24 protein-coding genes and 1 riboswitch are annotated in these 23680 nt (G+C 72.6%); of the genes, 12 read left to right on the top strand and 12 right to left on the bottom strand.

Features of this window, described 5'->3' with window-relative positions; all coding sequences use genetic code 11:
- Positions 1–43: 43 nt before the first annotated feature.
- The 3 genes from BKA00_RS26295 to BKA00_RS26285 all read right to left on the bottom strand — a co-directional run bounded on the left by BKA00_RS26295 (position 44) and on the right by BKA00_RS26285 (position 4076).
- Positions 44–1684: an AMP-binding protein gene (locus BKA00_RS26295; protein ID WP_185029199.1), complete on the bottom strand. Its 1641-nt coding sequence runs from the start codon at positions 1682–1684 to the stop codon at positions 44–46.
- Positions 1681–3363, bottom strand: a complete 1683-nt coding sequence (locus BKA00_RS26290; RefSeq protein ID WP_185029197.1) for an AMP-binding protein — start codon at positions 3361–3363, stop codon at positions 1681–1683. The genes BKA00_RS26295 and BKA00_RS26290 overlap by 4 nt, the downstream gene beginning before the upstream one ends.
- Before the next feature lie 98 nt (positions 3364–3461).
- Positions 3462–4076 (bottom strand): TetR/AcrR family transcriptional regulator, encoded by a 615-nt coding sequence (locus BKA00_RS26285; RefSeq protein WP_185029196.1) that lies wholly within the window; start codon positions 4074–4076, stop codon positions 3462–3464.
- Between the two features lie 138 nt (positions 4077–4214).
- Here BKA00_RS26285 and BKA00_RS26280 point away from each other — a divergent pair, with 138 nt between their 5' ends.
- The gene (locus BKA00_RS26280; RefSeq protein ID WP_185029194.1) at positions 4215–4685 is read left to right on the top strand and encodes a carboxymuconolactone decarboxylase family protein; all 471 of its coding nucleotides are present in this window, start codon (positions 4215–4217) and stop codon (positions 4683–4685) included.
- Positions 4686–4748: 63 nt separating this feature from the next.
- Here BKA00_RS26280 and BKA00_RS26275 read toward each other — a convergent pair whose 3' ends face one another.
- From BKA00_RS26275 to BKA00_RS26250, 6 genes are all read right to left on the bottom strand, one after another.
- Positions 4749–5270 (bottom strand): GNAT family N-acetyltransferase, encoded by a 522-nt coding sequence (locus BKA00_RS26275; RefSeq protein WP_230298775.1) that lies wholly within the window; start codon positions 5268–5270, stop codon positions 4749–4751.
- A gap of 148 nt (positions 5271–5418) precedes the next feature.
- Positions 5419–5598 (bottom strand): GNAT family N-acetyltransferase, encoded by a 180-nt coding sequence (locus BKA00_RS26270; protein WP_185029190.1) that lies wholly within the window; start codon positions 5596–5598, stop codon positions 5419–5421.
- Positions 5599–5634: 36 nt separating this feature from the next.
- Positions 5635–6402 carry a group II truncated hemoglobin gene (locus tag BKA00_RS26265; RefSeq protein WP_185029188.1) on the bottom strand — a complete coding sequence of 256 codons (768 nt, stop codon included), beginning with the start codon at positions 6400–6402 and terminating at the stop codon, positions 5635–5637.
- Positions 6403–6472: 70 nt separating this feature from the next.
- Positions 6473–7012, bottom strand: a complete 540-nt coding sequence (locus BKA00_RS26260; RefSeq protein WP_185029186.1) for a copper resistance CopC family protein — start codon at positions 7010–7012, stop codon at positions 6473–6475.
- Positions 7009–7716 (bottom strand): YcnI family copper-binding membrane protein, encoded by a 708-nt coding sequence (locus BKA00_RS26255; RefSeq protein WP_185029184.1) that lies wholly within the window; start codon positions 7714–7716, stop codon positions 7009–7011. Before BKA00_RS26255 ends, BKA00_RS26260 begins: the two co-directional genes overlap by 4 nt.
- A gap of 76 nt (positions 7717–7792) precedes the next feature.
- Entirely contained in the window at positions 7793–8422 is a 630-nt protein-coding gene (locus BKA00_RS26250; protein ID WP_221493296.1) for an MFS transporter, read from the bottom strand.
- A gap of 106 nt (positions 8423–8528) precedes the next feature.
- Positions 8529–8744: riboswitch (cobalamin riboswitch) on the top strand.
- Positions 8745–8883: 139 nt separating this feature from the next.
- Here BKA00_RS26250 and BKA00_RS26245 point away from each other — a divergent pair.
- The 7 genes from BKA00_RS26245 (at position 8884) to BKA00_RS26215 (ending at position 15875) form a co-directional block, all read left to right on the top strand.
- On the top strand, positions 8884–11151 hold the full coding sequence (locus BKA00_RS26245; RefSeq protein ID WP_230298776.1) for a ribonucleoside-diphosphate reductase subunit alpha: 2268 nt from the start codon (positions 8884–8886) through the stop codon (positions 11149–11151).
- On the top strand, positions 11148–12170 hold the full coding sequence (locus tag BKA00_RS26240) for a ribonucleotide-diphosphate reductase subunit beta (RefSeq protein ID WP_230298777.1): 1023 nt from the start codon (positions 11148–11150) through the stop codon (positions 12168–12170). The genes BKA00_RS26245 and BKA00_RS26240 overlap by 4 nt, the downstream gene beginning before the upstream one ends.
- A gap of 55 nt (positions 12171–12225) precedes the next feature.
- Complete coding sequence (locus BKA00_RS26235; RefSeq protein WP_185029180.1) at positions 12226–12384, top strand: hypothetical protein; 159 nt, start codon at positions 12226–12228, stop codon at positions 12382–12384.
- Between the two features lie 97 nt (positions 12385–12481).
- A complete protein-coding gene (locus tag BKA00_RS26230; protein ID WP_185029178.1) occupies positions 12482–13108 on the top strand; it encodes a superoxide dismutase in 627 nt (208 codons plus the stop codon).
- A gap of 233 nt (positions 13109–13341) precedes the next feature.
- A complete protein-coding gene (locus BKA00_RS26225) occupies positions 13342–13758 on the top strand; it encodes an acyl-CoA thioesterase (RefSeq protein ID WP_185029176.1) in 417 nt (138 codons plus the stop codon).
- Positions 13755–14879 carry a zinc-dependent alcohol dehydrogenase family protein gene (locus tag BKA00_RS26220; protein ID WP_185029174.1) on the top strand — a complete coding sequence of 375 codons (1125 nt, stop codon included), beginning with the start codon at positions 13755–13757 and terminating at the stop codon, positions 14877–14879. The genes BKA00_RS26225 and BKA00_RS26220 overlap by 4 nt, the downstream gene beginning before the upstream one ends.
- Before the next feature lie 57 nt (positions 14880–14936).
- Positions 14937–15875 (top strand): hypothetical protein, encoded by a 939-nt coding sequence (locus tag BKA00_RS26215; protein WP_185029172.1) that lies wholly within the window; start codon positions 14937–14939, stop codon positions 15873–15875.
- Here BKA00_RS26215 and BKA00_RS26210 read toward each other — a convergent pair.
- Together BKA00_RS26210 and BKA00_RS26205 are read right to left on the bottom strand one after the other, a co-directional pair.
- On the bottom strand, positions 15844–17031 hold the full coding sequence (locus tag BKA00_RS26210) for a hypothetical protein (protein ID WP_185029170.1): 1188 nt from the start codon (positions 17029–17031) through the stop codon (positions 15844–15846). The two genes, BKA00_RS26215 and BKA00_RS26210, sit on opposite strands and share 32 nt — an antisense overlap.
- Positions 17032–17039: 8 nt before the next feature.
- Positions 17040–17771 (bottom strand): PaaX family transcriptional regulator C-terminal domain-containing protein, encoded by a 732-nt coding sequence (locus tag BKA00_RS26205; RefSeq protein WP_185029168.1) that lies wholly within the window; start codon positions 17769–17771, stop codon positions 17040–17042.
- 91 nt (positions 17772–17862) lie between these two features.
- Here BKA00_RS26205 and BKA00_RS26200 point away from each other — a divergent pair, with 91 nt between their 5' ends.
- From BKA00_RS26200 to BKA00_RS26185, 4 genes are all read left to right on the top strand, one after another.
- On the top strand, positions 17863–19623 hold the full coding sequence (locus BKA00_RS26200; RefSeq protein WP_185029166.1) for an acyl-CoA dehydrogenase family protein: 1761 nt from the start codon (positions 17863–17865) through the stop codon (positions 19621–19623).
- 10 nt (positions 19624–19633) lie between these two features.
- The gene (locus BKA00_RS26195; RefSeq protein WP_185029165.1) at positions 19634–20401 is read left to right on the top strand and encodes a crotonase/enoyl-CoA hydratase family protein; all 768 of its coding nucleotides are present in this window, start codon (positions 19634–19636) and stop codon (positions 20399–20401) included.
- A gap of 108 nt (positions 20402–20509) precedes the next feature.
- Positions 20510–21778 (top strand): cytochrome P450, encoded by a 1269-nt coding sequence (locus BKA00_RS26190; RefSeq protein ID WP_230298778.1) that lies wholly within the window; start codon positions 20510–20512, stop codon positions 21776–21778.
- A 9-nt stretch (positions 21779–21787) separates the two neighbouring features.
- Positions 21788–22882, top strand: coding sequence for an NAD(P)-dependent alcohol dehydrogenase (locus BKA00_RS26185; protein WP_185029163.1), 1095 nt, complete (start codon positions 21788–21790; stop codon positions 22880–22882).
- Here BKA00_RS26185 and BKA00_RS26180 read toward each other — a convergent pair.
- A complete protein-coding gene (locus BKA00_RS26180) occupies positions 22860–23645 on the bottom strand; it encodes a helix-turn-helix domain-containing protein (RefSeq protein WP_185029162.1) in 786 nt (261 codons plus the stop codon). The two genes, BKA00_RS26185 and BKA00_RS26180, sit on opposite strands and share 23 nt — an antisense overlap.
- Positions 23646–23680: the final 35 nt, after the last annotated feature.

Below are 23680 nucleotides of genomic sequence, written 5' to 3'. Positions count from 1 at the left end.
AAAGTGGCGGGACGGGCGAACCTGGTCATGCGGCGGCGCGGGCCTACGCGTGCCGCGAGGCGGGGTCCTCCAGGCCGAGGATGTCCACGGCCTCGGCGCGCATCTGCACCTTGCGGATCTTGCCGGTGACCGTCATCGGGAACTCCTCCACCACGTGCACGTAGCGGGGGATCTTGTAGTGGGCGAGCCTGCCCTCGCAGAACGCGCGCAGCTCCCCGGCGGTCAGGCCCGGCACGCCCTCGCGCAGCCGCACCCAGGCCATCAGCTCCTCGCCGTACTTCTCGTCCGGGACCCCGATGACCTGCGCGTCGACGATGTCCGGATGGGTGTAGAGGAACTCCTCGATCTCGCGCGGGTAGATGTTCTCCCCACCGCGGATCACCATGTCCTTGATGCGGCCGGTGATGTTGACGTAGCCCTCCTCGTCCATCACCGCGAGGTCGCCGGTGTGCATCCAGCGGGCCGTGTCGACGGCCTCGGCCGTCCTGTCCGGCTCGTTCCAGTAGCCGAGCATCACCGAGTAGCCGCGCGTGCAGAACTCGCCGGGGACGCCGCGCGGGACGGTCACGCCCGTCTCCGGATCGACCACCTTGACCTCCAGGTGCGGCAGGACGGTCCCGACCGTGGACACGCGCCGCTCCAGCGAGTCGCCCGCGCGGGTCTGCGTGGACACCGGCGACGTCTCGGTCATGCCGTAGCAGATCGCGACCTCGCTCATCCCGAGCCGCTCGATGACCTGCCTCATCACCTCGACCGGGCACGGCGACCCCGCCATGATCCCGGTGCGGAGGCAGGACAGGTCGAGCCCGGCGAGCGACGGCTCGTTCAGGACGGCGATGAACATCGTCGGCACCCCGTACAGCGAGGTGCAGCGCTCCGCCGCGACCGCCTCCAGCGTCGCCTTCGGGTCGAACGCCGGCGCGGGGATCACGACGCACGCGCCGTGGCTCGTCGCCGCCAGGTTGCCCATGACCATGCCGAAGCAGTGGTAGAAGGGCACCGGCACGCAGACGCGGTCCTCCTCGTCGTAGCCGCACAGCTCGCCGACGAAGTAGCCGTTGTTCAGGATGTTGTGGTGCGACAGCGTCGCGCCCTTGGGGAAGCCCGTCGTCCCGGACGTGTACTGGATGTTGATCGGGTCGTCGGCGGTGAGCATCCGCCCGATCTCGTCGAGGACGCCCGGTTCGCCGGTGCGGCCGGCCTCCATCAGCTCGTCCCACCCGGGCGTCCCGATCAGCACGACGTCGCGCAGGGCGGCGCACCGGGGCCTGACCTGCTCGATCATCGCCGCGTAGTCGGACGACCTGAACACCGGCGCCGCGATCAGCGTCCGGATCCCGGCCTGGTTGAGGACGAACTCCAGCTCGTGCACCCGGTAGGCGGGGTTGATGTTGACGAGGACCGCCCCGAGCTTGGCCGTCGCGTACTGGACGAGCATCCATTCGGCGCAGTTCGGCGCCCAGATGCCCACCCGGTCGCCCTTGACGACGCCGAGGTCGCGCAGGCCGAGCGCGACCGCCTCCACGTCGTCGGAGAACCGCTCGTAGGTCCAGCGGCGGCCGGACGCCCGCTCGACGAGCGCGTCGCGCTCCGCGTGCGCCGCGACCGTCCTGTCGAGGTTCGCGCCGATCGTGTCGCCGAGCAGCGGCGTGGCCGAGACGCCCGACGCGTAGGACAGGTTCATCGCAGGTCCTCTTCCCTGAACTCGCCCGCCGGCCGGTCGTCCTGCCCGGGATGCTTGTCGATCTCGCTGGCCCGCAGCTCGACCCGGCGGATCTTGCCGGAGATCGTCTTCGGCAGCTCGGCGAACTCCAGCAGCCGGACCCGCTTGTAGGGCGACAGCTGCTCCCGGCAGTGCGCGAAGATCGCCTTGGCGGTCTCGGCGTCCGGCGCCCAGCCGCTCGCCAGCGTGACGTAGGCCTTCGGGACGGCCAGCCGCACCGGGTCGGGCGACGGGACGACCGCGGCCTCCGCCACGGCCTCGTGCTCGATCAGCACGCTCTCCAGCTCGAACGGGGAGATCTTGTAGTCGGACGCCTTGAACACGTCGTCGGCGCGCCCGACGTAGGTGATGTACCCGTCCTCGTCGCGGGAGCCGATGTCACCGGTGTGGTAGTAGCCGCCGGCCATCGCCTCCTCGGTGCGCTCGTCGTCGCCGTGGTAGCCGGTCATCAGCCCGAGCGGGCGGTCCTCCAGGTCGAGGCAGATCTCGCCCTCCTCGCCCGGCTCCCCGGTCAGCGGGTCGATCAGCACCACCTTGTAGCCGGGCACGGGACGCCCCATCGAGCCGGGCCTGACCGGCTGGCCGGGCGTGTTGGCGATCTGGACGGTCGTCTCCGTCTGCCCGAAGCCGTCCCGGATCGTGCGGCCCCATGCCTGCTTCACCCGCTCGATCACCTCGGGGTTCAGCGGCTCCCCGGCCGCGACGACCTCGCGCGGCGGTCTGCCGAGCCGTCCGAGGTCGGACTGGATCAGCATCCGCCACACGGTCGGCGGGGCGCAGAAGCTCGTCACTCCGCAGCGTTCGAGGGTGTCGACGAGCCGGTCGGGGTCGAACCGGGTGTAGTTGAAGATGAACACGCACGCCTCGGCGTCCCACGGCGCGAAGATGTTGCTCCACGCGTGCTTCGCCCACCCGGGCGACGAGATGTTCAGGTGGACGTCGCCCGGCCGCAGCCCGATCCAGTACATCGTCGACAGGTGCCCGGCCGGGTAGGACGCGTGGGTGTGCTCGACCAGCTTCGGCTTGGCCGTCGTCCCGGACGTGAAGTAGAGCAGCAGCGTGTCCCGCGACATCGTCAGCCCGTAGGGGGTGAAGGACTCGCCCTCCTCGTAGGCGTCGGCGTACCGCAGCCAGCCCTCCACCGGCTCGCCCACGGCGATCCTCGTGAACTCGCCCTCGACGCCGTCGAACTTCCCGGCCTCGGACGAGGCGGTCACCACGTGCCGGGCCTTCCCGCGCGTCAGCCGGTCCTGGAGGTCGGCCGTGCCGAGCAGCGGCGTGCACGGGATCATGATCGCGCCGAGCTTCATCGCCGCGAGCACGGTCTCCCACAGCTCCACCTGGTTGCCGAGCATCAGGATGATCCGGTCGCCGCGCCGCACCCCCGCCCCGCGCAGCATGTTCGCGACCTGGTTCGACCGCCGCGCCATCTGCGAGAACGAGTACCTGGCCTCGGAGCCGTCCTCCTCGACGATCCACAGCGCGGGCGCGTCGTTCCCTTCGGCGATCTTGTCGAACCAGTCCAGCGCCCAGTTGAATCCGGTCAGCACCGGCCAGCGGAACTTCTCGTACGCCGTCGCGTAGTCGTCGCGATGCGCGAGCAGGAAGTCGCGCGCCGCGCGGAACTCGACTGCGGGCATGGTCTTCTCCCTCGTAGCAGCACGGACACCCCGGTCAGAAGGATGGTTTGCCATCCGGGTGACCCACGCCACCCCCGAACGGGGGTAGTGGGGTGGTCTTACCCGCCCGTTACGAAGGTTGAGCGCAGCAACAGCGCCATGTGGTCGCCGATTTGGCCGGGGCTCCAGCCGCGGTCGTCGAGCAGCGTCCCGCTCACCTCGTTGGCGATCAGCGCGAGGAGCATGTCGGTGGCGGTGTCGACCGTCCAGCCCGGGGCGAGCACGCCCTCCTCGTCCAGCCGCAGGATCAGCGCGTGGTTGGTCTCGTACCGCCGGCGCATGGCGGCCTCCCAGTGCCGCGCCGCGTCCGGGTCGCTGCCCGCCTCCCGCTCCACCGCCCGCGCGACCGCGAGGACGCGCGACATGAAGTCGGCGTGCCGGCGCGCGAACATCTCCAGCGCGGTCACCGCGTCGGGCGCCTCGCCGACGGCGGCGAACCGCCCCCGCAGGTCCTCGACCTCGTTGACGTGGTCGAACAGCTCGCTGATCAGGTCGGCCCGCGAAGCGAAGTGCAGGTAGACGGCCCGCCGCGACACCCCGGCGCGCTCGGCGACGGCCGCCATCGTCGTCGCCGCCATCCCGTGCTCCTCGACGAGCTCGCGCGCGGCCCGCAGCAGCGCCGTCCGGGAACGCCTGCTCCGCGCGTTCCGCGGCTCCTCGATCGCCCTCGCCATGCCCCCCATGTTCCCAGCCGCGCGCCCGCCGCCCGCCCGGACCGCCGAGGTGAGCGGAGTCACTCCCGGGAGGCTGTCACACCTCAGGGGACCGCCCCGTCTACCTGACGTAACCCTCCACACGGCAAGGAGACCGCCATGGACCCCCGTTTCAACTACTACGGCACCGCCTCCGGCGGGAAGTTCATGAAGCACCTGCTTTCGGCGGCCAAGGTCGTCTCGGGCTCGACGGTGCCCTCCACGACGCTGCACCTGGTGGAGCTGCGCGCCAGCCAGATCAACGGCTGCGGATTCTGCGTCGACATGCACAGCAAGGACCTCGCCCACGAGGGCGAGACGTCGGTGCGCCTCAACCTGGTCGCGGCCTGGCGTGAGGCCACCGTCTTCACCGACGCCGAGCGCGCCGCCCTGGAGCTGGCCGAGCAGGGCACCCGCCTCGCCGACGGCGCCGGCGTCTCCGACGAGGTCTGGGAGAACGCCGCCAAGCACTACGACGAGGAGGAGCTCGCGACCCTGGTGTCGCTCATCGCCCTCATCAACACCTGGAACCGGCTGAACGTCATCACCCGGCAGCCCGCCGGCTCCTACGTCCCCGGCCAGTTCGGCTGACCGCCCGGGACACGGACGTGCCGCCCCTCCCGTGAGGGAAGGGCGGCACGCTCGGCACCGCGGTCAGGCGGTGCTGTAGGTGGCGAGGCCCTCGCTCGTGCCGACAAGGCGGAGGCCCGCCTTCTCCAGGACGCGGACCGACGCCGGGTTGGACAGCTCCACGGTCGCGACGGCCTTGTCCACGCCGGGCGCGGTCAGGGCGAACGCCGCGATGGCGCGGGCGGCCTCGGTGGCGTACGCGCGGCCACGGCGGGACGGGACGACGCCGTAACCGAACTCCACGGCCCCGTCCGCGGGCGGCCAGAACAGGCCGACGGCGCCGACCACCAGGCCGGTGGAGCGTTCGATGATCAGGCGCTGGCCGTACTCGCCGAGCGCGGACGGGTTCTCGGCGATGAAGCCGGCGATGACCCGGTCGCCTTCGGCGGGGAAGTCGTCCGCCCAGTGGGCGAGCCTGTCACCGGACTGGACGGCGGCGATCTCGCCGGTCGTCCACGGCCGCAGGACGAGACGGTCGGTGGTGAGATCCGCGTCCGGCGCCTGCGCGTCGGGCAGGCCTGAAGTGGTCAGGTCGGAAGAAGGCAAGTGTGGCTCCTGGTCGTTCTGGACGACCGGGCCGCGCTCAGTCGCGGGCGGCCCGGACAAGGGCATGCTGATGAAGCGCCGCGCGGGCCATATTCATCAACCTCCCCTGTCGCAGGAACGCCGCAGAGCTTACTACGGGCGGCGGCGGTCAGGGGACCCGGAAGCCGCGGAAGGTCACGTGCCTCCAGACCTCGAAGCCGAGCCGTTCGTAGAGTGCGATCGCCGGGGTGTTCGCTGCGGCGACGTGCAGGAAGGGGCGTTCGTTCCGGGACGTGACGCGCGTCGCGAGCGCCCGTACCAGGCGGGCGGCGTGACCGCGCCCGAGCACCTCTCAGGCCGTGCGCGGGTATCGGCGCCCCGGATGCTAGTCGGCGGGGATGTAGGGCGGTGCGACGCCCCAGCCCCAGTGCGGCATGGGGGCCTGGAGGGGCGGCTTCGCGTCCGGCTGGGAGTTGGCGAGGGCGATGCGCGTGCCCCACTCGATGTAGGACGCGAACGCGGCGCGGAACTCCGGGTCGTCCGGGAGGCCGACCTCGTCCGCCGCGTCCATGAGGAGCGCGACCCAGCGGCGGCGCTGCGCCTCGGTGATGGACTTGCCGAGGTGGTGGCGCACCATGGCGGCGTAGCCGCCGCGCTCGCGGCTGTAGCGCTCGGGCCCGCGGAAGACCTCGCCGAGCCAGGCCGCGACCCACTTCGGGTGGTCCGGGGCCATGTGCTCGAAAAGCGGGCGCAGCAGCTCGTCCTTGAGGACGTTCGTGTAGAAGTGCTCGGTGAGCCGCTCCAGCGCCGCGCTCCCGCCCGTCCAGTCGTACATGGTCGGGACGGACGAGCCGGCGCCGCGCACCGCCGTCCGCTCGTAGTGGCGCATCTCCTCGATCCGCTGGACGTACGGCTTGATCTCGGCGAAGAACGCGGGGAAGTGCTCGCCGCCCCGGAAGCCCCGCATGTGGTCGTCGGCCGACGTCCAGCAGATGCGCAGGATGTAGGACGACGGCTCGTCGACGCACCTGGACAGCTCGTAGTCCACGCACTCGGGCGCGGCGGCGAGCGGGACGGAGGCGCGCGCGTAGGCGGCCTCGAAGTCCGCCGCGTCCTGCGGGTCGATGCGGTAGCGGATGTACTCGACGATCATGGGGCCCCCAGGCTGCTTCCGGTCGGATTATCACTGTAATCCTGTAATCATCCGACCGGAAGCGAAACGATCAATCCTGGCGGGGCGAGCGGCGGAACCAGGCGGCGGCGCCCGCCGCCGCCGCGAGGACCAGGGCGATCAGGCCGATCCAGAGCCAGCCCGACGAGCCTCCCCGGTCGTCGGTGTCGCCGGTGGCGACGATGGTCTTCCGGATCGGCGAGGGGGCGGGCTGGACGGCCCCGGACGAGCCCCGCACGGTGAACGTGTAGGTGCCCTCGACCGGATGGCCGTCCGAGGCGACGACGCGCCACCCCACGGTGTACTCCCCGTCGGGCAGCGTGCCGCCGACGGCCTGGGTGACCTTGTTGTCGACCGCCCGCGCCGGACCGGCCTGGTACTGCCTCCGCGACCGGTCGGTCACGACCACGCGCGGCAGCCGGACCGGGTCGCCGTACGTCAGGACGATCCGGGACGGGGCCGCGACCGTCGAGTCCTTCTCGGGGCTCGCCGACGTCAGCGCCGTGTGCGCCGACGCCGGGACCGCGGTCGCCGCCAGGACGGCCGCGAGCGCCGCGGCACCGGCGGTCCCGCGCAGCGCCGCGCGGGTCATGCCCGGCTCCGCGCCCGGGTCACGCCGTAGGCGCCGACCGCGATGCCGGCCGCGCCGACGGCGATGCCGATGCCGCCGAGCAGCCGGGCCGTCCCGTCACCGGACGACGCGGACGACGCCGCGGCGGGCTTCACCTGCGCGGTCAGTCCGGTCGTGGCCGCCGAGCCCTTGGGGAGCAGCTTCAGCACCGGCGAGGGGTGCTCCGGCTCGTTCGCCCCCTCGGCAGGGGGCTCCTCCCACTTGACGACCTCGCCGCCGGAGTAGGTCTGGTCGGCCTTGAACAGGAGCTGGTCGGTGTCGGTGGGCAGCGGTCCCATCGACACGTCGAACTCCTCGAACCGGCCCGGCTCGATCCTGCCGCCGCTCCAGGTGATCTTCGTGACGGCCTCGGTCAGCTCGCCGCCCTCGGTCTTCACCGGCTCCGGCAGCCTGGACCTGTCGACCTTCACCGTCCAGCCGGGCAGCGGCCGGACCGACACCGACGACAGCGGGTGGTCGGTCGGCAGGTTCACCACGAGCTTGGTGGTGGAGGCGTCGTCGCGCTCGTTCGGCACCCGGAACGAGACCTTGGCGTACGAGCCCTGCTCGGCGGTCCTGGGGTTCACGCTGACGTGCGCGGACGCCGCCGCGGCCAGGCCGATCACGGACAGGGCGGCGAGGGACGCGACGGCGCCGGCGCGCCGGGCATGCGGAATGAAGGGCATTGCGGAACTCCGTTCGAGACGCACGGGAAGGACCGGGCGCCGCGATGGGGCGTCCGGTGGCGTACGGCGCTCCGGCTCAGGAGTGAGCGAGCGCCCTCGAACGCGGCGGGGGGCCCCGCCGGACGACCTGGTGCCGCAGGACACGCCCGGTGGCCGTGGCGGCGGCCGCCTCGGGCGCCGCCCGGAGGGGACGGGCCGAGGGCTCGGCCGGCTCCACGGCGAGCAGGGCCGGCAGCAGGCGGATCGGACGGTCCGCGAGGGCGGCGACCCGCCGGGCGAGCGACCACGCGGCCCGCTCGCCGCGCCGCAGCCACCACGCGGCCACCAGCGCGGCCGTGCAGTGCGCGAGCGTCATCACCAGGCCGTTCCCGCCGTGGGCGGCGGCGACCGGGACGGGTTCCATGGCGCCCGTCATGGCGGCGTGCGCCTCGGGCGCGTGATGGGGCGCGGTGGCCGCCGTGAACAGCGTGTGGAGGGCGAACTGCCCGCCGAGAAGCCCGCCCAGGATCGTCGCCAGCGAGCGCTCGTGGCCCGCCAGCATCATCGTCACGCCGAGGACGGCGCCGAAGCCCGTGAGCGCCGCCCAGGCGGGCACCGCCGCGCCGCCCGCCAGGACGTGCCCGAGGGTCGCCAGCGTCGCGCACACGGTGGCGAACACCACCGCGCGTGCGGGCCGGAACAGCGGCTGCGGCGCAAGGGGGCTCATGACGGCGACCATCGTCCCATCCCCCGCGCGCGCTGCCCAGCCGCCCCCGAACATTCGCCGCCACGCCCAACATCTTGGGGTTGTGCGTTGATCGTCGACTAGATGTAGGGTTCAGTCCCGTGCTGGTCCGCCCCGTCGTTCGCGGCGGGGGCGGCGTGAGAGGGAACCCGGTGGGAATCCGGGACTGCCCCGCAGCGGTGAGCGGGAACGACCGCCGTCATCGAGCACTGGGCCCGGCGGCCCGGGAAGCGACGGCCAGTAGGACGCCTCGGCAGAGGCGGCGCCCGCGAGTCCGAAGACCTGCCCGCACGCGAGGCCGGGAGACCGGCCTCATCCGGGGGTCCGGGTCCGTCCCGGATCGACACGTCCAGGCCTCGCGGGTGGGCCGGGGGCGGAGCGCGGCCTGCCGCCGCGCGCCGTTCGCATGCCTCCGCGGGGCGGCATGCGAGGGGAAGATGCACGTGACACAGGTTCTGGCCGCGCCGCCGGCGGAGATCGTCGTCGAGGTCGAGGCGGCCTGCGAGGGGATACCGGACGCCGAGGCCGGACGGGTGCTGGCCGCGGTCCGGTCCGCGGACGGGCTGGACGCGGCGGCCCTGCGGGACCTCGCGATCGGGGAGGCCGCCGCGCTCATCCCCGCCGAGCCCGGGTACTCCAGGGTGGCCGCGCGGCTGCTCGGCGGCCGGATCCGGGAGGAGGCCGCGGCCGCCGGCGTCCGGACGTTCGCCGAGTCGGTCGCCGCCGCGCACCGTGAGGGCCTCCTCGCGGACGACCTGGCCGCCTTCGTCGCCGCCCGCGCCGCGGCGCTCGACGCGCTCGTCGACGAGGAGGCCGACGACCGGTTCGAGTACTTCGGGCTCCGGACGGTCTACGACCGGTACCTGCTCAGGCATCCGCGCTCGCGGCTCGTCCTGGAACGGCCTCAGCACTTCCTTCTGCGCGTGGCGTGCGGTCTCGCCGACACCGTGGAGGAGGCCGCCGAGCTGTACGCGCTGCTCAGCACCCTGTCGTACCTGCCCAGCTCGCCCACGCTGTTCAACTCCGGCGCCCGCCGCCCGCAGCTCTCGTCGTGCTTCCTGCTCGACTCGCCGCGCGACGAGCTGGAGTCGATCTACGAGCGGTACGGGCAGGTCGCGCGGCTCAGCAAGTACGCGGGCGGCATCGGCATCTCCTGGACGCGGGTGCGGTCGCGGGGCTCGCTGATCCGCGGCACCAACGGGCACTCCAACGGGGTCGTCCCCTGGCTGCGCACGCTCGACTCGTCCGTCGCCGCCGTCAACCAGGGCGGCCGCCGCAAGGGCGCGGCGTGCGTGTACCTGGAGCCGTGGCACGCCGACGTCGAGGAGTTCCTGGAGCTGCGCGGCAACACCGGCGAGGAGGCGCGCCGCACCCACAACCTCAATCTGGCCAACTGGATCCCGGACGAGTTCATGCGCCGCGTCGAGGCCGACGCGGCATGGTCGCTGTTCGACCCGAAGGAGGTCCCCGAGCTGGTCGACCTGTGGGGCGAGGAGTTCGACGAGGCCTACCGGGCGGCGGAGCGGGACGGGCGGTTCGTCCGGCGGATCCCGGCCCGCAAGCTGTACGGGCGCATGATGCGGACGCTCGCCGAGACCGGCAACGGCTGGATGACGTTCAAGGACGCCGCCAACCGCGCCTGCAACCAGACCGCCGAGCCCGGCAAGGTCGTCCACCTGTCGAACCTCTGCACGGAGATCCTGGAGGTGACGGGCGACAGTGAGGCCGCCGTCTGCAACCTCGGGTCGGTGAACCTGGCCGCGCACGCCGGGCCGTCCGGCGTCGACTGGGAGCGGCTCCGCTCGACGGTCCGCACCGCGGTCCGGTTCCTGGACCGCACCATCGACCGGGGCTTCTACCCCACCCCGGAGGCGGAGAAGGCCAACCGCAAGTGGCGGCCGGTCGGGCTGGGCGTGATGGGCCTCGCGGACGTGTTCTTCACGCTGCGCCTGCCGTTCGACTCGGCCGAGGCGCGCGAGCTGTCGACGCGCATCGCCGAGGAGATCGCCCTCGCCGCCTACCACGCGTCGGCCGACCTCGCCGCCGCCCACGGGCCGCTGCCCGCCTACGACGCGACCCGGACCGCGCGCGGCGAGCTCCACCTGGACCACTTCCCGGACGCGGCGCCCTCCCGTCCCGCCGACTGGGAGGCCCTGCGCGCCCGCGTCGCGGAGGTCGGCCTGCGCAACTCGCTGCTCGTCGCGATCGCGCCGACCGCGACGATCGCGTCCATCGCGGGCTGCTACGAGTGCATCGAGCCGCAGGTGTCCAACCTGTTCAAGCGCGAGACGCTGTCCGGCGAGTTCCTGCAGATCAACCGCTACCTGGTGGAGGACCTGAAGTCGCTCGGGCTGTGGACGCCGGCCGTCCGCGAGGCCGTCAAGAAGGCGAACGGGTCCGTCCAGGGGCTCGTCGACCTGCCGGAGGAGATGCTGTCGCTCTACCGGACGGCCTGGGAGCTGCCGCAGAAGGCGCTCATCGACCTCGCCGCCGCCCGCACCCCGTACATCGACCAGTCGCAGTCACTGAACCTGTTCATGGAGACGCCGACGATCGGCAAGCTCTCGTCGATGTACGCCTACGCGTGGCGGGCCGGGCTCAAGACGACGTACTACCTGCGGTCCCGTCCGGCGACGCGGATCGCGCAGACGACGGTCGCCGCGGCCGTCTGCTCCCTGGAGAACCCCGAGACCTGCGAGGCGTGCCAGTGAACGAGCGAGCGGAAGGGCGGGGCATGCTCCTCGACCCCGGCATGGACCTGACGCTGCGGCCCATGCGCTACCCGGACTTCTACGAGCGGTACCGGGCCGCGATCCGCAACACCTGGACGGTCGAGGAGGTCGACCTCGCCTCCGACCTGGCGGACCTCGCGCGGCTCACGCCCGCCGAGCTGCACCTCGTCAACCGGCTCGTCGCGTTCTTCGCCACCGGCGACTCGATCGTGGCGAACAACCTCGTGCTCAACCTCTACAAGCACGTGAACGCGCCGGAGGCCCGGCTCTACCTGTCGCGGCAGCTATATGAGGAGGCCGTCCACGTACAGTTTTATCTGACCCTCCTGGACACCTACCTGCCCGATCAGGACGAGCGCGTGAAGGCGTTCGCGGCGATCGAGCACATCCCGTCCATCCGGGCCAAGGCGGAGTTCTGCTTCCGCTGGATCGACTCGCTCGGCTCCCTGGACGAGCTCCGCACCGCCGCCGACCGCAGGACGTTCCTGCTGAACCTCATCTGCTTCGCGGCCTGCATCGAGGGGCTGTTCTTCTACGGCGCGTTCGCCTACGTGTACTGGCTCCGGTCGCGCGGCCTGCTGAACGGCCTCGCGTCCGGAACGAACTGGGTCTTCCGGGACGAGTCGATGCACATGGAGTTCGCGTTCTCGGTGGTCGACACCGTCCGGGCGGAGGAGCCCGCCCTGTTCGACGCGGAGCTGACGGCCCAGGTCACGGCCATGATGGAGGAGGCCGTCCAGGCGGAGCTGGCGTTCGCCCGCGACCTGTGCGGGGACGGCCTGCCCGGCATGAGCGCGGACGACATGCGCGCCTACCTCGAATACGTCGCGGACCAGCGGCTCGTCCGGCTCGGCCTGCCCGCCCGCTACGGCACCGCGAACCCGTTCGCCTTCATGGAGCTGCAGGACGTCCAGGAGCTGTCCAACTTCTTCGAGCGCCGCGTTTCGGCTTACCAGATCGGCGTCGAGGGGACGGTCGCGCTCGACGAGGCGTTCTGAACCTTTTAGAACGGGCAGTCGTTGAACCGTGAAGACAAGGCCGAGGAGGAAGAACATGCCTTCCGTCATCGACCGCATCAAGCGGTTCGCCCGGAGTCCGCAGGGCCGCAAGGCGCGTGCCCGCGCGGAACGACTCGCCCGGGACCCGCGCACCCAGGCGAAGGTCCGAGGACTGCTGTCGCGCGGGCGCGGCGGCGGACGCCGCCGCTACTGACCCGTCACCGATACCGGACCCGTCCCCGCCCCGGGGGCGGGTCCGTTTCCGTGTTGCGCATTGGACGTAACTGCAACTCGTTTGCAATAGTGGCCGTATGGCCGACTACACGCTTCCCGACCTGCCCTACGACTACGCCGCCCTGGAGCCGGCGATCACCGGAGAGATCCTGGAGCTGCACCACTCCAGGCACCACGCCGCCTACGTCAAGGGCGCCAACGACACCCTGGAGAAGCTCGCCGAGGCGCGCGAGAAGGAGCAGTACGGCGGGCTGGTCGGCCTGGAGAAGACGTTCGCGTTCAACCTCTCCGGTCACGTCCTGCACTCGATCTTCTGGGACAACCTGTCCCCGGACGGCGGCGACCGCCCGGACGGGGAGCTGGCCGCGGCGATCGACGAGCACTTCGGCGCGTTCGAGGCGTTCCAGAAGCAGCTCACGGCGGCGACCTCCACCGTGCAGGGCTCCGGCTGGGGCGTGCTCGCGTGGGAGCCCCTCGGCGGGCGCCTCGTCGTCGAGCAGGTCTACGACCACCACGGCAACGTCGGCATGAACACGACGCCGCTGCTGGTGTTCGACGCCTGGGAGCACGCCTACTACCTCCAGTACCGCAACGTCCGCCCGGACTACGTGGAGAAGCTCTGGTCGCTCGTGAACTGGACGGACGTGAAGGCCCGCTTCGACGCGGCCCGCACCCGGCCCGGGACCGGGGCCTCCTCCCGATAGACGGCGGCGTCCGCGCGGCGCCGCTGAGGGGGCGGCGTTCACCAGGCCGGGATCGTGCTCAGAACCTTTCCTCGCGGCCCGGTGAACGCCGCTTCCGCCTTCTCGCGACCGCCTTCGCGCACCACGCGCGCGGTTGGGCGGGCGCCCTCGCGCACCCGGACGGCATTTGGCACGGGCACCGTTGTGCCCGGGCGGTGCGGCGCCTCCGCGGCGCCGCCCCTAGTCTGCTCCTTATGACCGGCGAGTACCTGTACTGGGAGAACGTCCCGACGCGGTGGAAGGACAACGACGTCTATGGGCACGTCAACAACGTCGTCCACTACTCGCTGATGGACACCGTCATCAACGAGTGGATGATCCGGACCGCCGGCTTCGACCCCGCGGCCTCCGGCTCGATCGCGCTGTGCGTCGAGTCCCACTGCGAGTACAAGGCCGAGGCGGCGTTCCCCGACACGATCCGCGTCGGGCTCCGCGTCGGCAAGCTCGGCCGGTCCAGCGTCCGCTGGGAGATCGGCATGCTGCGCGGCTCGGACGGCGCGCTCGTCGCCGAGGGCCACTTCGTCCACGTGTTCGTCGACCGCGGCACCCGCCGCCCGGTCGAGATCACCGGGACGGTCCGCACCGAGATGCGGAAGCTGCTGGCCGCATGACCGCCACCCGCGCAGCCGTCCTCGTCGAGTCGGGGCGCCCCGCCCCGTACGCCGCGTCCCGTCCCCTGGAGATCGCCGAGCTCCGCCTCGACCCGCCCGGCCACGGCGAGCTCCTGGTCCGGATCGGCGCCGCCGGCCTCTGCCACTCCGACCTGTCCGTCATCAACGGGTCCCGCCCGCGCCCCCTCCCCATGGCGCTCGGGCACGAGGCCGCGGGCGAGGTCGTGGAGACCGGTCCGGGCACCGAGTTCGCGCCCGGCGACCACGTCGTGCTCGCGTTCGTCCCGGCGTGCGGGCACTGCGAGCGCTGCGTCGCCGGACGTCCCGCCCTCTGCGGGCCGGGCGCCGAGGCCAACGGCGCCGGGACCCTGCTCGGCGGCGGCCGGCGGTTCCGCGCCCCGGACGGGACGCGCCCGCACCACCATCTCGGCGTCTCGGCGTTCTCCGAGTACACCGTCGTCTCGTCCCGCTCCGCGGTGAAGATCGACCGCGACCTGCCCTTCGACGTCGCCGCGCTGTTCGGCTGCGCCGTCCTCACCGGTGCCGGGGCCGCCCTCTACAGCGCGGCCGTCGCGCCGGGCGACACCGTCGCCGTCTTCGGCCTCGGGGGCGTCGGCCTGTCCGCCGTCCTGGCCGCCAAGGCCGCCGGAGCCTCCACCGTCCTCGCCGTGGACGTCGTCGCCTCCAAGCGGGACCTCGCCGAGCGCCTCGGCGCCCGGCCCGTCGCGGGCGGACCGGACGCCGTCGAGGCGGTCCGCGACCTGACGGCCGGCGGCGCGGAGAAGGTGATCGACACGACGGGCGTCGTCGCCGTCCTCGAACAGGCCTACGCGGCCACCCGTCCCGGCGGCACGACCGTCACCGTCGGCCTCCCGGCCCCCGGCGCGCCCCTCACCCTGCCCGCCCTCAGCCTCGTCGCCGAGGAGCGGACCCTGCGCGGCAGCTACCTCGGCTCCTGCGTTCCCCGGCGGGACGTCCCCCGCTTCATCGCCCTCTACCGCGACGGCGCCCTCCCCGTGGACGCCCTCCTCAGCGGCCGTCTCCCCCTCGACGAGATCAACGCGGGCTTCGACCGCCTCCACACCGCCGAGGCCGTTCGCCAGCTCATAACCTTTCCTTGAATGAACGGAACTGCGTGCTAACGTCTTAATTCACCATTGTGAACGAGCGGCGCGGGCATGAAGAGAACTCTGCCGGACGGAAGCGGGCGGGCCGAGGGCGAGGACCAGCCCGAACCGCGGACGTCCTGGCGCCGGCAGCCCTCCACCTGGTTATTCGTGATCGTCATGGCGGTGACCGCCACCTATTTCCAGGACACGCTCCGAGCGGTGGGCGAGGGGTGGCTCACGCCCGGCGAGGTCGCCGACTCGGTGTCCGCGGGCGATGCGATCCGGGTCGTCGACGTCCACCATGACCTCGACTCCGGCAATCCCGTGCTCGTCCCCGCGCGGAAGGGCGGTGGCGCCGCGCTTCCCGCCGGCGAGTCGCCGCCCGACTCGCTGGGCGAGGAATGGCTGGCCGAGCGCGGCGCGGTCGACGTCGGCTCGTCCCGCTGGGAGATCACCATCGAGACCCGGCGGAACGAGGCCGTGGAGATCGTGGACGTCCGCCCGGTGATGGCCGGCGGACGGTGCGGCCCGGCCCCGACGGGCGCGTACATCGAGAACCAGGCCGCCGGGGGCGGCGACAAGATCCCGCTCTACCTCGTGATCGACGGCCCGCGCCCGCGCCCGGTCTTCCAGCGGAAAGAGGACGGGAGGCTCTCCCCCTTCTTCGTCGGGCCCAAGGCGCAGCGGCTGACCCTGGAGAAGGGCAAGAAGGAGACGCTCGCCATCGAGGCGACCATCGGGCACCCGGACAAGTTCTCGGGGTGGGAGGGGCCGTACTGCCGATGGAGCGTGCGGGTCGACTACATCGCGGGCGGCGGGCGCCACCAGATGTCGATCACGGCGCCGGGGAACCGGCCGTTCGCGCTCACCGGCAGGCTCCCCGACGTCGCGCGGTACCAGGTGGTGTTCATGGACGGCCTGAACTGCCAGAGGCAGCACTACACGAGGGTGTCGGCGCCCAAGTACGCGAAGCTCCTCAAGGCGTCGTCTCCGCCGGAGTGCCCGTAGGCGCGGCCGCCGCAGCGGGGGGCCGGCTCCTCCGGTAGGAGGACGCGACGGCCAGCCCGACGAGCCACCCCCAGACGACGCCGAACCGCATCGCGAAGGGCAGGATGGCCGTCACCTCCGTCCCGAAGCCGGAGCCGTCGTCTCCCATGCGGGACAGGGCGGCATGGACGAGCCCGGTCAGCAGGGCGGTGAGAACGACGACCGACCAGCCGAAGAGGAACGCGTCCAGGGTGCCCCGCCGCGATTCCGGTTCGAGCCCTGAAACGACCTTGCATAACAGCAGCCACAGCAGCGCGAGGAAGAAGAGCGCCACGGCGCTCGACACCGCCCAACTCTCCCTGAGGCCGGAATAGAACATCCACCTGTCGCCGTCCTTGGGGGCGAGCCAGTCGTCGACCGTGAGCGGCGGTGGCTTCGGCCGCAGTCTCGGATAGAGCGAGAGGTCCGCCAGCGCATCGGGCAGCGAGAGCCTGCGACCGGTGCCATAGGAGACGAATCTCGTGGCGCCGCCCAGGAACGCCAGGCAGACCGCCGGAACGATGCCGACGGTGGCGACGTGGCGCGCCCGTCCCGGCAGGTCGCCCACGGTTCTCGGGCGCGCCTCGGAGGTGTCACCGGGCCGTCTCGCCCGCCGTATGCGGTAGACCAGGTGGAGGCCCGCCAGCGGGAGTCCGATCCACAGCGACATGCCGGCACCGGCGAAGAGCGCGTCGGACGGCCAGAAATGGCCGTCACTCCGCGTGTGGATCATTATCGAGGGCGAAATGCCCTGTTCGGCGTCCATGTCGCCAAGGACCACGATCGTCAGCGCCACCACCTCGCCGGCCCCGAAGGCCAGCATCACGACGCTCATCCACCGGAGGAGGGCCCCGACGTGCCCCGTCCTCGCCGTGACGGAGCGCGCGGCGAGATAGACGAGCGCGGTGGTCAGCAGGTAGACGGCGAGTCGCAACGGCCAGATCCACTGCGCCAGATGAGGGCTGACGGCATCGTCGGGCGTCAGGGGCGCGAAGAAGGAGATGACCCTGAGGACGGGGTTGTCGCCGTAGCGGAAGGCGACCAGGCGCACCGGGATGTGGGCGGAGGTGTCCCACTGCGTGAACGATAAGCACCCTGCGGCGCAGATCGCCGCCCCGATGCTCCAGGAGCGTTTCATGCGGGCTCTCAGGCGAGGACGTGGGTGGTGAGGAGCTGCTCGAAGTCGGCCTCGAAGGCTTCGTAGCGGGCGCGCAGGTCCGGCCCCGGCCAGCCGGCGGGCAGCAGTGACGGGGGGAGGAGCGGGTCGTTGAGGAGGTGGCGCAGGACGGCCGCCGCGTAGGTGAAGCGCTCGGCGATCGCGGTCGCCCCGGCCAGGGCGGTGCGCAGGGCGTCGGCCTTGGCCGTCCAGGCGTCCAGGTCCCAGAGGGAGGCGGCCAGGGCGGCGGGGTCCTCCTCGGGGCGGCCCGTGAGGAAGGTGCACTGCCGGACGACGGGTTCGGGCCGCGGGCGGGTCAGGTTCGCCGGGCGCAGCCAGGTGCCCTCCCGCAGCTCCGCGAGCCGCAGGGTCGACATGGCCTGCCGCAGCGCGGCGCGGTCGGCGGCGGGACGGCGCTCGGCGGTGATGACGGCGATCTCCCAGGCCCCGTCCCACGGGCGGGTCGGGTGGAGGCGGGCCTCGTCCTGGCGCGCCTGGCGGGCGAGGAGGCGCTCGGTGAGGGCGTACGTCCCGCCGGACTGGACGAGGTCGCCGGCGGCGACCATCCGCGACAGGGCCACCCGGATCGTCCCCTCCGCGATGCCGAACAGGTCGCCGACGCGGACGAGGTAGCGGGCCGGGAGGCGGGGCGGGTGGACGCCCAGCAGCGTGCTCAGGACGACGGACCGAGCGGTGAGCGGGCGAATCTCCAGGCTGTCCATGGCTGTGGTGACCCTACCGGGGAGGGAGGGTGGCCCCGTCCTCAGATTACAGTCTTTCCGTCGCGTGAGCTACAAGTGTAATGTGCGGTGCATGGCGTCTTACCTCATCGAGTCGTTCGACCGGTTGCCGTTCGGGGGCGCGGAGAAGGCGCGCCGCTACGCCACCGAGCGCTACCGGGGCGCGGCCGGCCGCAACTGGTACGAGTGCGACCCCACGCTGCGGTTCCTCATGCGGCGGCACCTGGGAGAGGGCTTCGGCTGGGCCGAGCCCCGGCTCAGGGACATGGGCGCGCTGATGGGCGGGCCGATCGCCGAGCGGGCCGAGGAGACCGACCGCAACCCGCCCCGCCTGGAGAAGTACGACCGGTGGGGACGCGACATCAGCGAGGTCGTCATGCCGCCCTCGTTCGAGGCGGCGCGCCGGGACATTGTGGCGACGTCGTTCACCCGGCCCGACTTCGTCGCCGAGGCGAAGCGCGCCGGCGTCGACCCCGCGCCGATGGGCGTGGCGTGGAGCTACCTGCTCGACCAGGCCGACATCGGCATGGCGTGCGCGCTCGGCACCGGCGGCGACATGGTCGTGGGCCTGGCGGAGCTGTTCGCGCCGGACGACGTCAGGGCGCGGGTGCGGGAGCTGTTCGCGGCCGGGGAGATGTCCGGCGAGGCCGCGCAGATGCTCACCGAGCGGTCGGGCGGCTCGGACCTCGGCGCGCTGGAGTCGACCGCGTCGCGGGAGGGTGACGCCTGGCGCCTCAACGGCTTCAAGTGGTTCGCCTCCAACGCGGGCGGCTCGGCGTTCGTGGTGCTGGCCAAGCCGGAGGGCGCCGTGGACGGCGTCCGGGGCATCGCGCCGTTCCTCGTCCTGCGGGAGCGGCGGGACGGCTCGCGCAACGGGGTCCGGATCCGGCGGCTCAAGGACAAGCTCGGCACGCGGTCGGTGGCGTCGGCCGAGATCGAGTTCACCGACGCGGAGGCGTTCCTGCTGGCCCCGGCGTCGAGCGCGGGCGAGGGCGGGGACGGCAGGGGCCTCGCCCGCATGATGGAGCTGACCAACGGCGCCCGCCTCGGCATCTCCATGATGGGCCTCGGCTGCGCGCGGCGGGCCCTCGTCGAGTCGCTCTGCTACGCGCGGGCCCGCGAGGCGTTCGGCGCGTCGCTGGGCGCGCAGCCGCTCATGCGCCGCAAGCTCGCCGAGCTGATCGTGGAGACCGAGGCCGTGCAGGCGCTCGTCTTCGACGGCTACCTGGGGCGTCCCCGGCTGCGGCTGGGGGCGGCGCTCATCAAGCTGCGGGCCGCCCGGCTGGGTGTGACGGCCGCGAGCGACGCCATCGAGATCCACGGCGGGAACGGCTACATCGAGCAGTGGCCGGTCGCGCGGATCCTGCGGGACGCGCAGGTCAACCCCATCTGGGAGGGCGGCGACAACATCCTGTGCCTGGACGTCCGCCGCGCGGTCGAGCGGCAGGACGCGCACGAGCCGTTCCTCGAAAGGCTCGACCGGGCCGTCCGGGGGGCGCCCGGCGGCGACGACGAGACGGCCGCGCTGGTCGGGCAGAGCATCGGGCATCTCCGCGAGGCCATAGAGAAGTGGCGCGGACTCGACAGGAACGTGGCCGAAGCCCGCCTCTACCCGCTCGCCCAGTACATGGCCGACGTGTACGCGGCGGCGCTGCTGCTGGAGCAGGCCGGGTGGGAGCGCGCCGATTCCGGCGATGACCGCAAGGCGCTGGTCGCGCGCCTCTACGCTCGGAGCCACCTCGCCGACCCCGGCCCGCTGCGGGGGATCGACGACCCGGCCGACGAGCTCGAACGCTTCGACGACCTGGCGGACGGAGCGTTCACCGACGACTAGGAGGCCGCGCGTGGCGGTACGGATCGAGCGGGACGGCCCGGTGACCACGGTGGTGATGTCCCGCCCGGCGACGCGCAACGCCGTCGACGGGCCGACGGCGCGCGAGCTGGCCGCCGCGTTCCGCGAGTTCGACGCGGACGACGCCGCGAGCGTCGCCGTCCTGTGGGGCGAGGGCGGCACGTTCTGCTCCGGCGCCGACCTCGCCTCGGTCGGCACCGGGCGCGGCCCGCGCCTCGACCCGCCCCCGGCCGACGGGCCGCTCGGCTGCACGCGGATGCGGCTGTCGAAGCCGGTCATCGCGGCGGTCGCGGGCCATGCCGTCGCCGGGGGCCTGGAGCTGGCGCTGTGGTGCGATCTGCGTGTCGCGGAGGAGACGGCCACGTTCGGGGTCTACTGCCGGCGCTGGGGCGTCCCGCTCGTCGACGGCGGGACGGTCCGGCTCCCGCGGCTGATCGGCGCGAGCCGCGCCATGGACCTGATCCTCACCGGACGGCCCGTGGACGGGCGGGAGGCGTTCGAGATCGGCCTCGCCAACCGGCTCGTCCCGCCGGGGAGGGCGCGGGAGGCGGCCGAGGAGCTGGCGGCCGGGCTGGCGCGGTTCCCGCAGGCCTGCCTGCGGGGCGACCGGCTGTCGGCGCTGGAGGCGGAGGGCCTCCCCGAGGACGAGGCGATCGCCGCCGAGTACCGCCGCGGCCTCGGCTCCATGGAGGATGCCATCGAGGGCGCCGGACGGTTCGCGAGCGGCCGCGGCCGGCACGGCGACTTCACCGACATCTGAGCCCCGCGGCCGGGTCTCCGGCGCCCGGCCGCCGACGCCCGCCGGCATCGGCCGGAGGTCGTTGACCGAATGTCATTCGGGACCGTAGGTTCCTGAGGGGCGGCCGCCGTGACCGAGGAGAGCGAAGCGATGACGCTGACCGTGGAGGAGGCGGGCCTGGCGCTCGCCGACCCGAAGGCCTACGCCGACGACCGGCGGTTCCATGAGTCCCTCGCGCTGCTCCGCCGCGAGTCCCCCGTGCACCGGGTGGAGGCCCCCGGCTACACCCCCTTCTGGGGGATCACCAGGCACGAGGACGTCCTGGAGATCGAGCGCAACCACCGGATCTTCCTCAACGCGCCGCGCCCGGTGCTCGGCACCGCCGAGTTCGACGCGCTGAACCGGCAGCGCGCGGAGCAGGGCATCGCGCTGCGCACGCTCGTCCACATGGACGACCCCGACCACAGGGTCGTCCGGGCGATCGGCGCGGACTGGTTCCGGCCGCGCGCGATGCGGGCCCTGGAGCCGCGCGTCCGCGAGCTGGCGAGGCGGTACGTCGACCGGATGGTCGAGCTCGGCGGCGAGTGCGACTTCGCGCGGGAGGTCGCCGTCCACTTCCCGCTGTACGTGATCCTCTCGCTGCTCGGCCTGCCGGAGAGCGACTTCGACCGCATGCTGAAGCTCACGCAGGAGCTGTTCGGCGGCGACGACGCCGAGTTCCAGCGGGGCACGACGAACGAGGAGAAGCTCCAGGTCCTGCTGGACTTCTTCGCCTACTTCCAGGGCCTGACGGAGGAGCGCCGCAAGCACCCCACGGGCGACCTCGCCTCCGCCATCGCCAACGCGCGCGTCGACGGCGAGCCGCTCAACGACTTCGACACCGCGTCCTACTACGTGATCATCGCGACGGCCGGGCACGACACCACCAGCGCGACGATCGCCGGCGGCCTGCACGCGCTCATCGAGCACCCCGGCCAGATCGAGCGGCTCCGCGGGAAGCCGGAGCTGATGCCGCTCGCCGTGGACGAGATGATCCGCTGGGTCACGCCGGTCAAGGAGTTCATGCGCACCGCCGCCGAGGACTACGACCTGCGCGGCGTCACGATCCGCCAGGGGGAGGCGGTGCTGCTGTCCTACCCGTCCGCGAACCGGGACGAGGACGTCTTCGACGACCCGTTCCGCTTCGACGTCGGGCGCGACCCGAACAAGCACCTGGCGTTCGGCTTCGGCGTCCACTACTGCCTGGGCGCGGCGCTGGCCCGCATCGAGGTCCGCGCCTTCTTCGAGGAACTGCTTCCCCGCCTCGGCTCGATCGAGCTCGCCGGACCGCCGGAGGGCATCGCCACCACCTTCGTCGGCGGCCTCAAGCGCCTCCCCGTCCGCTACTCCCTCGCCTAAGGAACCCCGGTGCAGATCGAAGCCGCGGTGCTGCGCGCCGCAGACGCCCCCTACACGATCGAGTCGCTCGACCTCGCCGACCCCGGACCCGGCGAGATCCTCGTCAGGGTCGCGGGCGCGGGGATGTGCCACACCGACATGCTCGGACGCGTCCCCGGAGACCTCGTCGCGAAGCCGGTCGTCCTCGGGCACGAGGGCTCCGGCGTGGTCGAGGCGGTCGGGCCCGGCGTCACCGGCCCCACCGTCGGCGACCACGTGGTCATGTCGTTCGACTCGTGCGGGGAGTGCGCCAACTGCCGCGCCGCCAAGCCCGGTGCCTGCCCGCAGATGACCGCGCTCAACATGCTCGCGATGCCGCTGGACGGGACGCCCCGCGCCACCGGCCCCGGCGGCGAGCCCGTCCACACGCGCTGGTTCGGGCAGTCGTCGTTCGCGAGCCACGCCCTCGGAACCGCCCGCAACGTCGTCCCGGTCACCAAGGACGTCCCCCTCGACGTGCTCGGGCCGCTCGGCTGCGGCGTGCAGACCGGCGCCGCCTCCGTGCTGGTCTCGCTCGGCGTCCGCGCGGGCGACAGCATCGCGGTCTTCGGCGCGGGCGCGGTCGGGCTGGCCGCCGTGATGGCCGCCCGGATCGCGGGCGCCTCCACGATCGTCGCCGTCGACCTGCACGAGTCCCGGCTCGACCTGGCCCGCGAGCTCGGCGCCACCCACGTCATCAACGGCGCGGACGACGACATCGCCGGGCAGATCCGGGCGATCTCCGGCGGCGAGGGCGTGCAGTACTCGTTCGACTCCACGGCCGTCCCCGAGGTCGTCTCGACGGCGGTCGCCTCGCTGCGCACGACCGGCGTGTGCGGCCTGGTCGGCGTCGGCGCCGCCGAGTACCGGCTGGACGCGAACCTCCTGCTCATGGGGCGGACGGTCAAGGGCATCATCGAGGGCGACGCCGTCCCGCACACGTTCATCCCGCGGATGATCGAGATGTGGCGGCAGGGCCGCTTCCCGTTCGACCGGCTGGTCACCACCTACCCGCTCGCCCAGATCAACGAGGCGGAGGCCGACACGACGTCCGGCAAGGTCGTCAAGCCGGTCCTGATCCCGTGAGCCCCGGCCCGGGGCCCTCGAAGAAGGCGGCGCTCTCGGCGTCCGCCGGGTAGTACGACTCGACGGCGACCTCGTCCAGCGTGATGTCCTGGGGAGTGCCGAACGTGGTGATGGTGGAGAACAGCCGCAGCTCCCGCCCCCCGAAGCGGACGATCATCTGGATCATGACGTCGGCGTCCGGCGGCGCGTCCTCGGGGCCGGGTTCCAGCAGTTCCCCGTAGAGGGCGGCGAGCCCGGGGTCGGGCGCGGCGGCGAGCTGCCGCCTGACCCGGGACCGGAACACCGCGCGCACGTCGGCGAGGTTGACGACCAGGCGGGCGAGTCCGCGCGGGTCGAGGCCGAGCCGCAGCAGGTTGACCGGCGGCCGGAGCAGCTCGGGGTCGACCTCGGCGAGGAACGGCTCGACGGCGCGGTTGGTCATGACGATGTTCCAGCGGCGGTCGAACGCCAGCGCCGGATACGGCTCGTGCGCGCGCAGCACCCGTTCGACCGCGTTCCGCGCGGCGGTCAGCGCGTCGTCGCCGAGGGGCCGTTCGGCGTACCGGGGCGCGAAGCCGGCCGCGAGCAGCAGCCGGTTGCGGTCGCGCAGCGGCACGTCGAGCTGCTCCGCGAGCCGCAGGACCATGGCGGCGCTCGGGTTGGACCTGCCCGTCTCGACGAGGCTGACGTGCCGGGCCGAGACGTCGGCGGCGATCGCGAGGTCGAGCTGGCTGAGCCGCCGGTGATGCCGCCACCGCCGCAGGAGCTCCCCGATCGTGTCCACGGTCGTCGAGGTTACTCATCGTGCGGCGGAACGCC

This window comes from Actinomadura coerulea, from assembly GCF_014208105.1.
Lineage (GTDB): Bacteria > Actinomycetota > Actinomycetes > Streptosporangiales > Streptosporangiaceae > Spirillospora > Spirillospora coerulea.
This window is presented reverse-complemented; position numbering and strand designations above follow the sequence as displayed.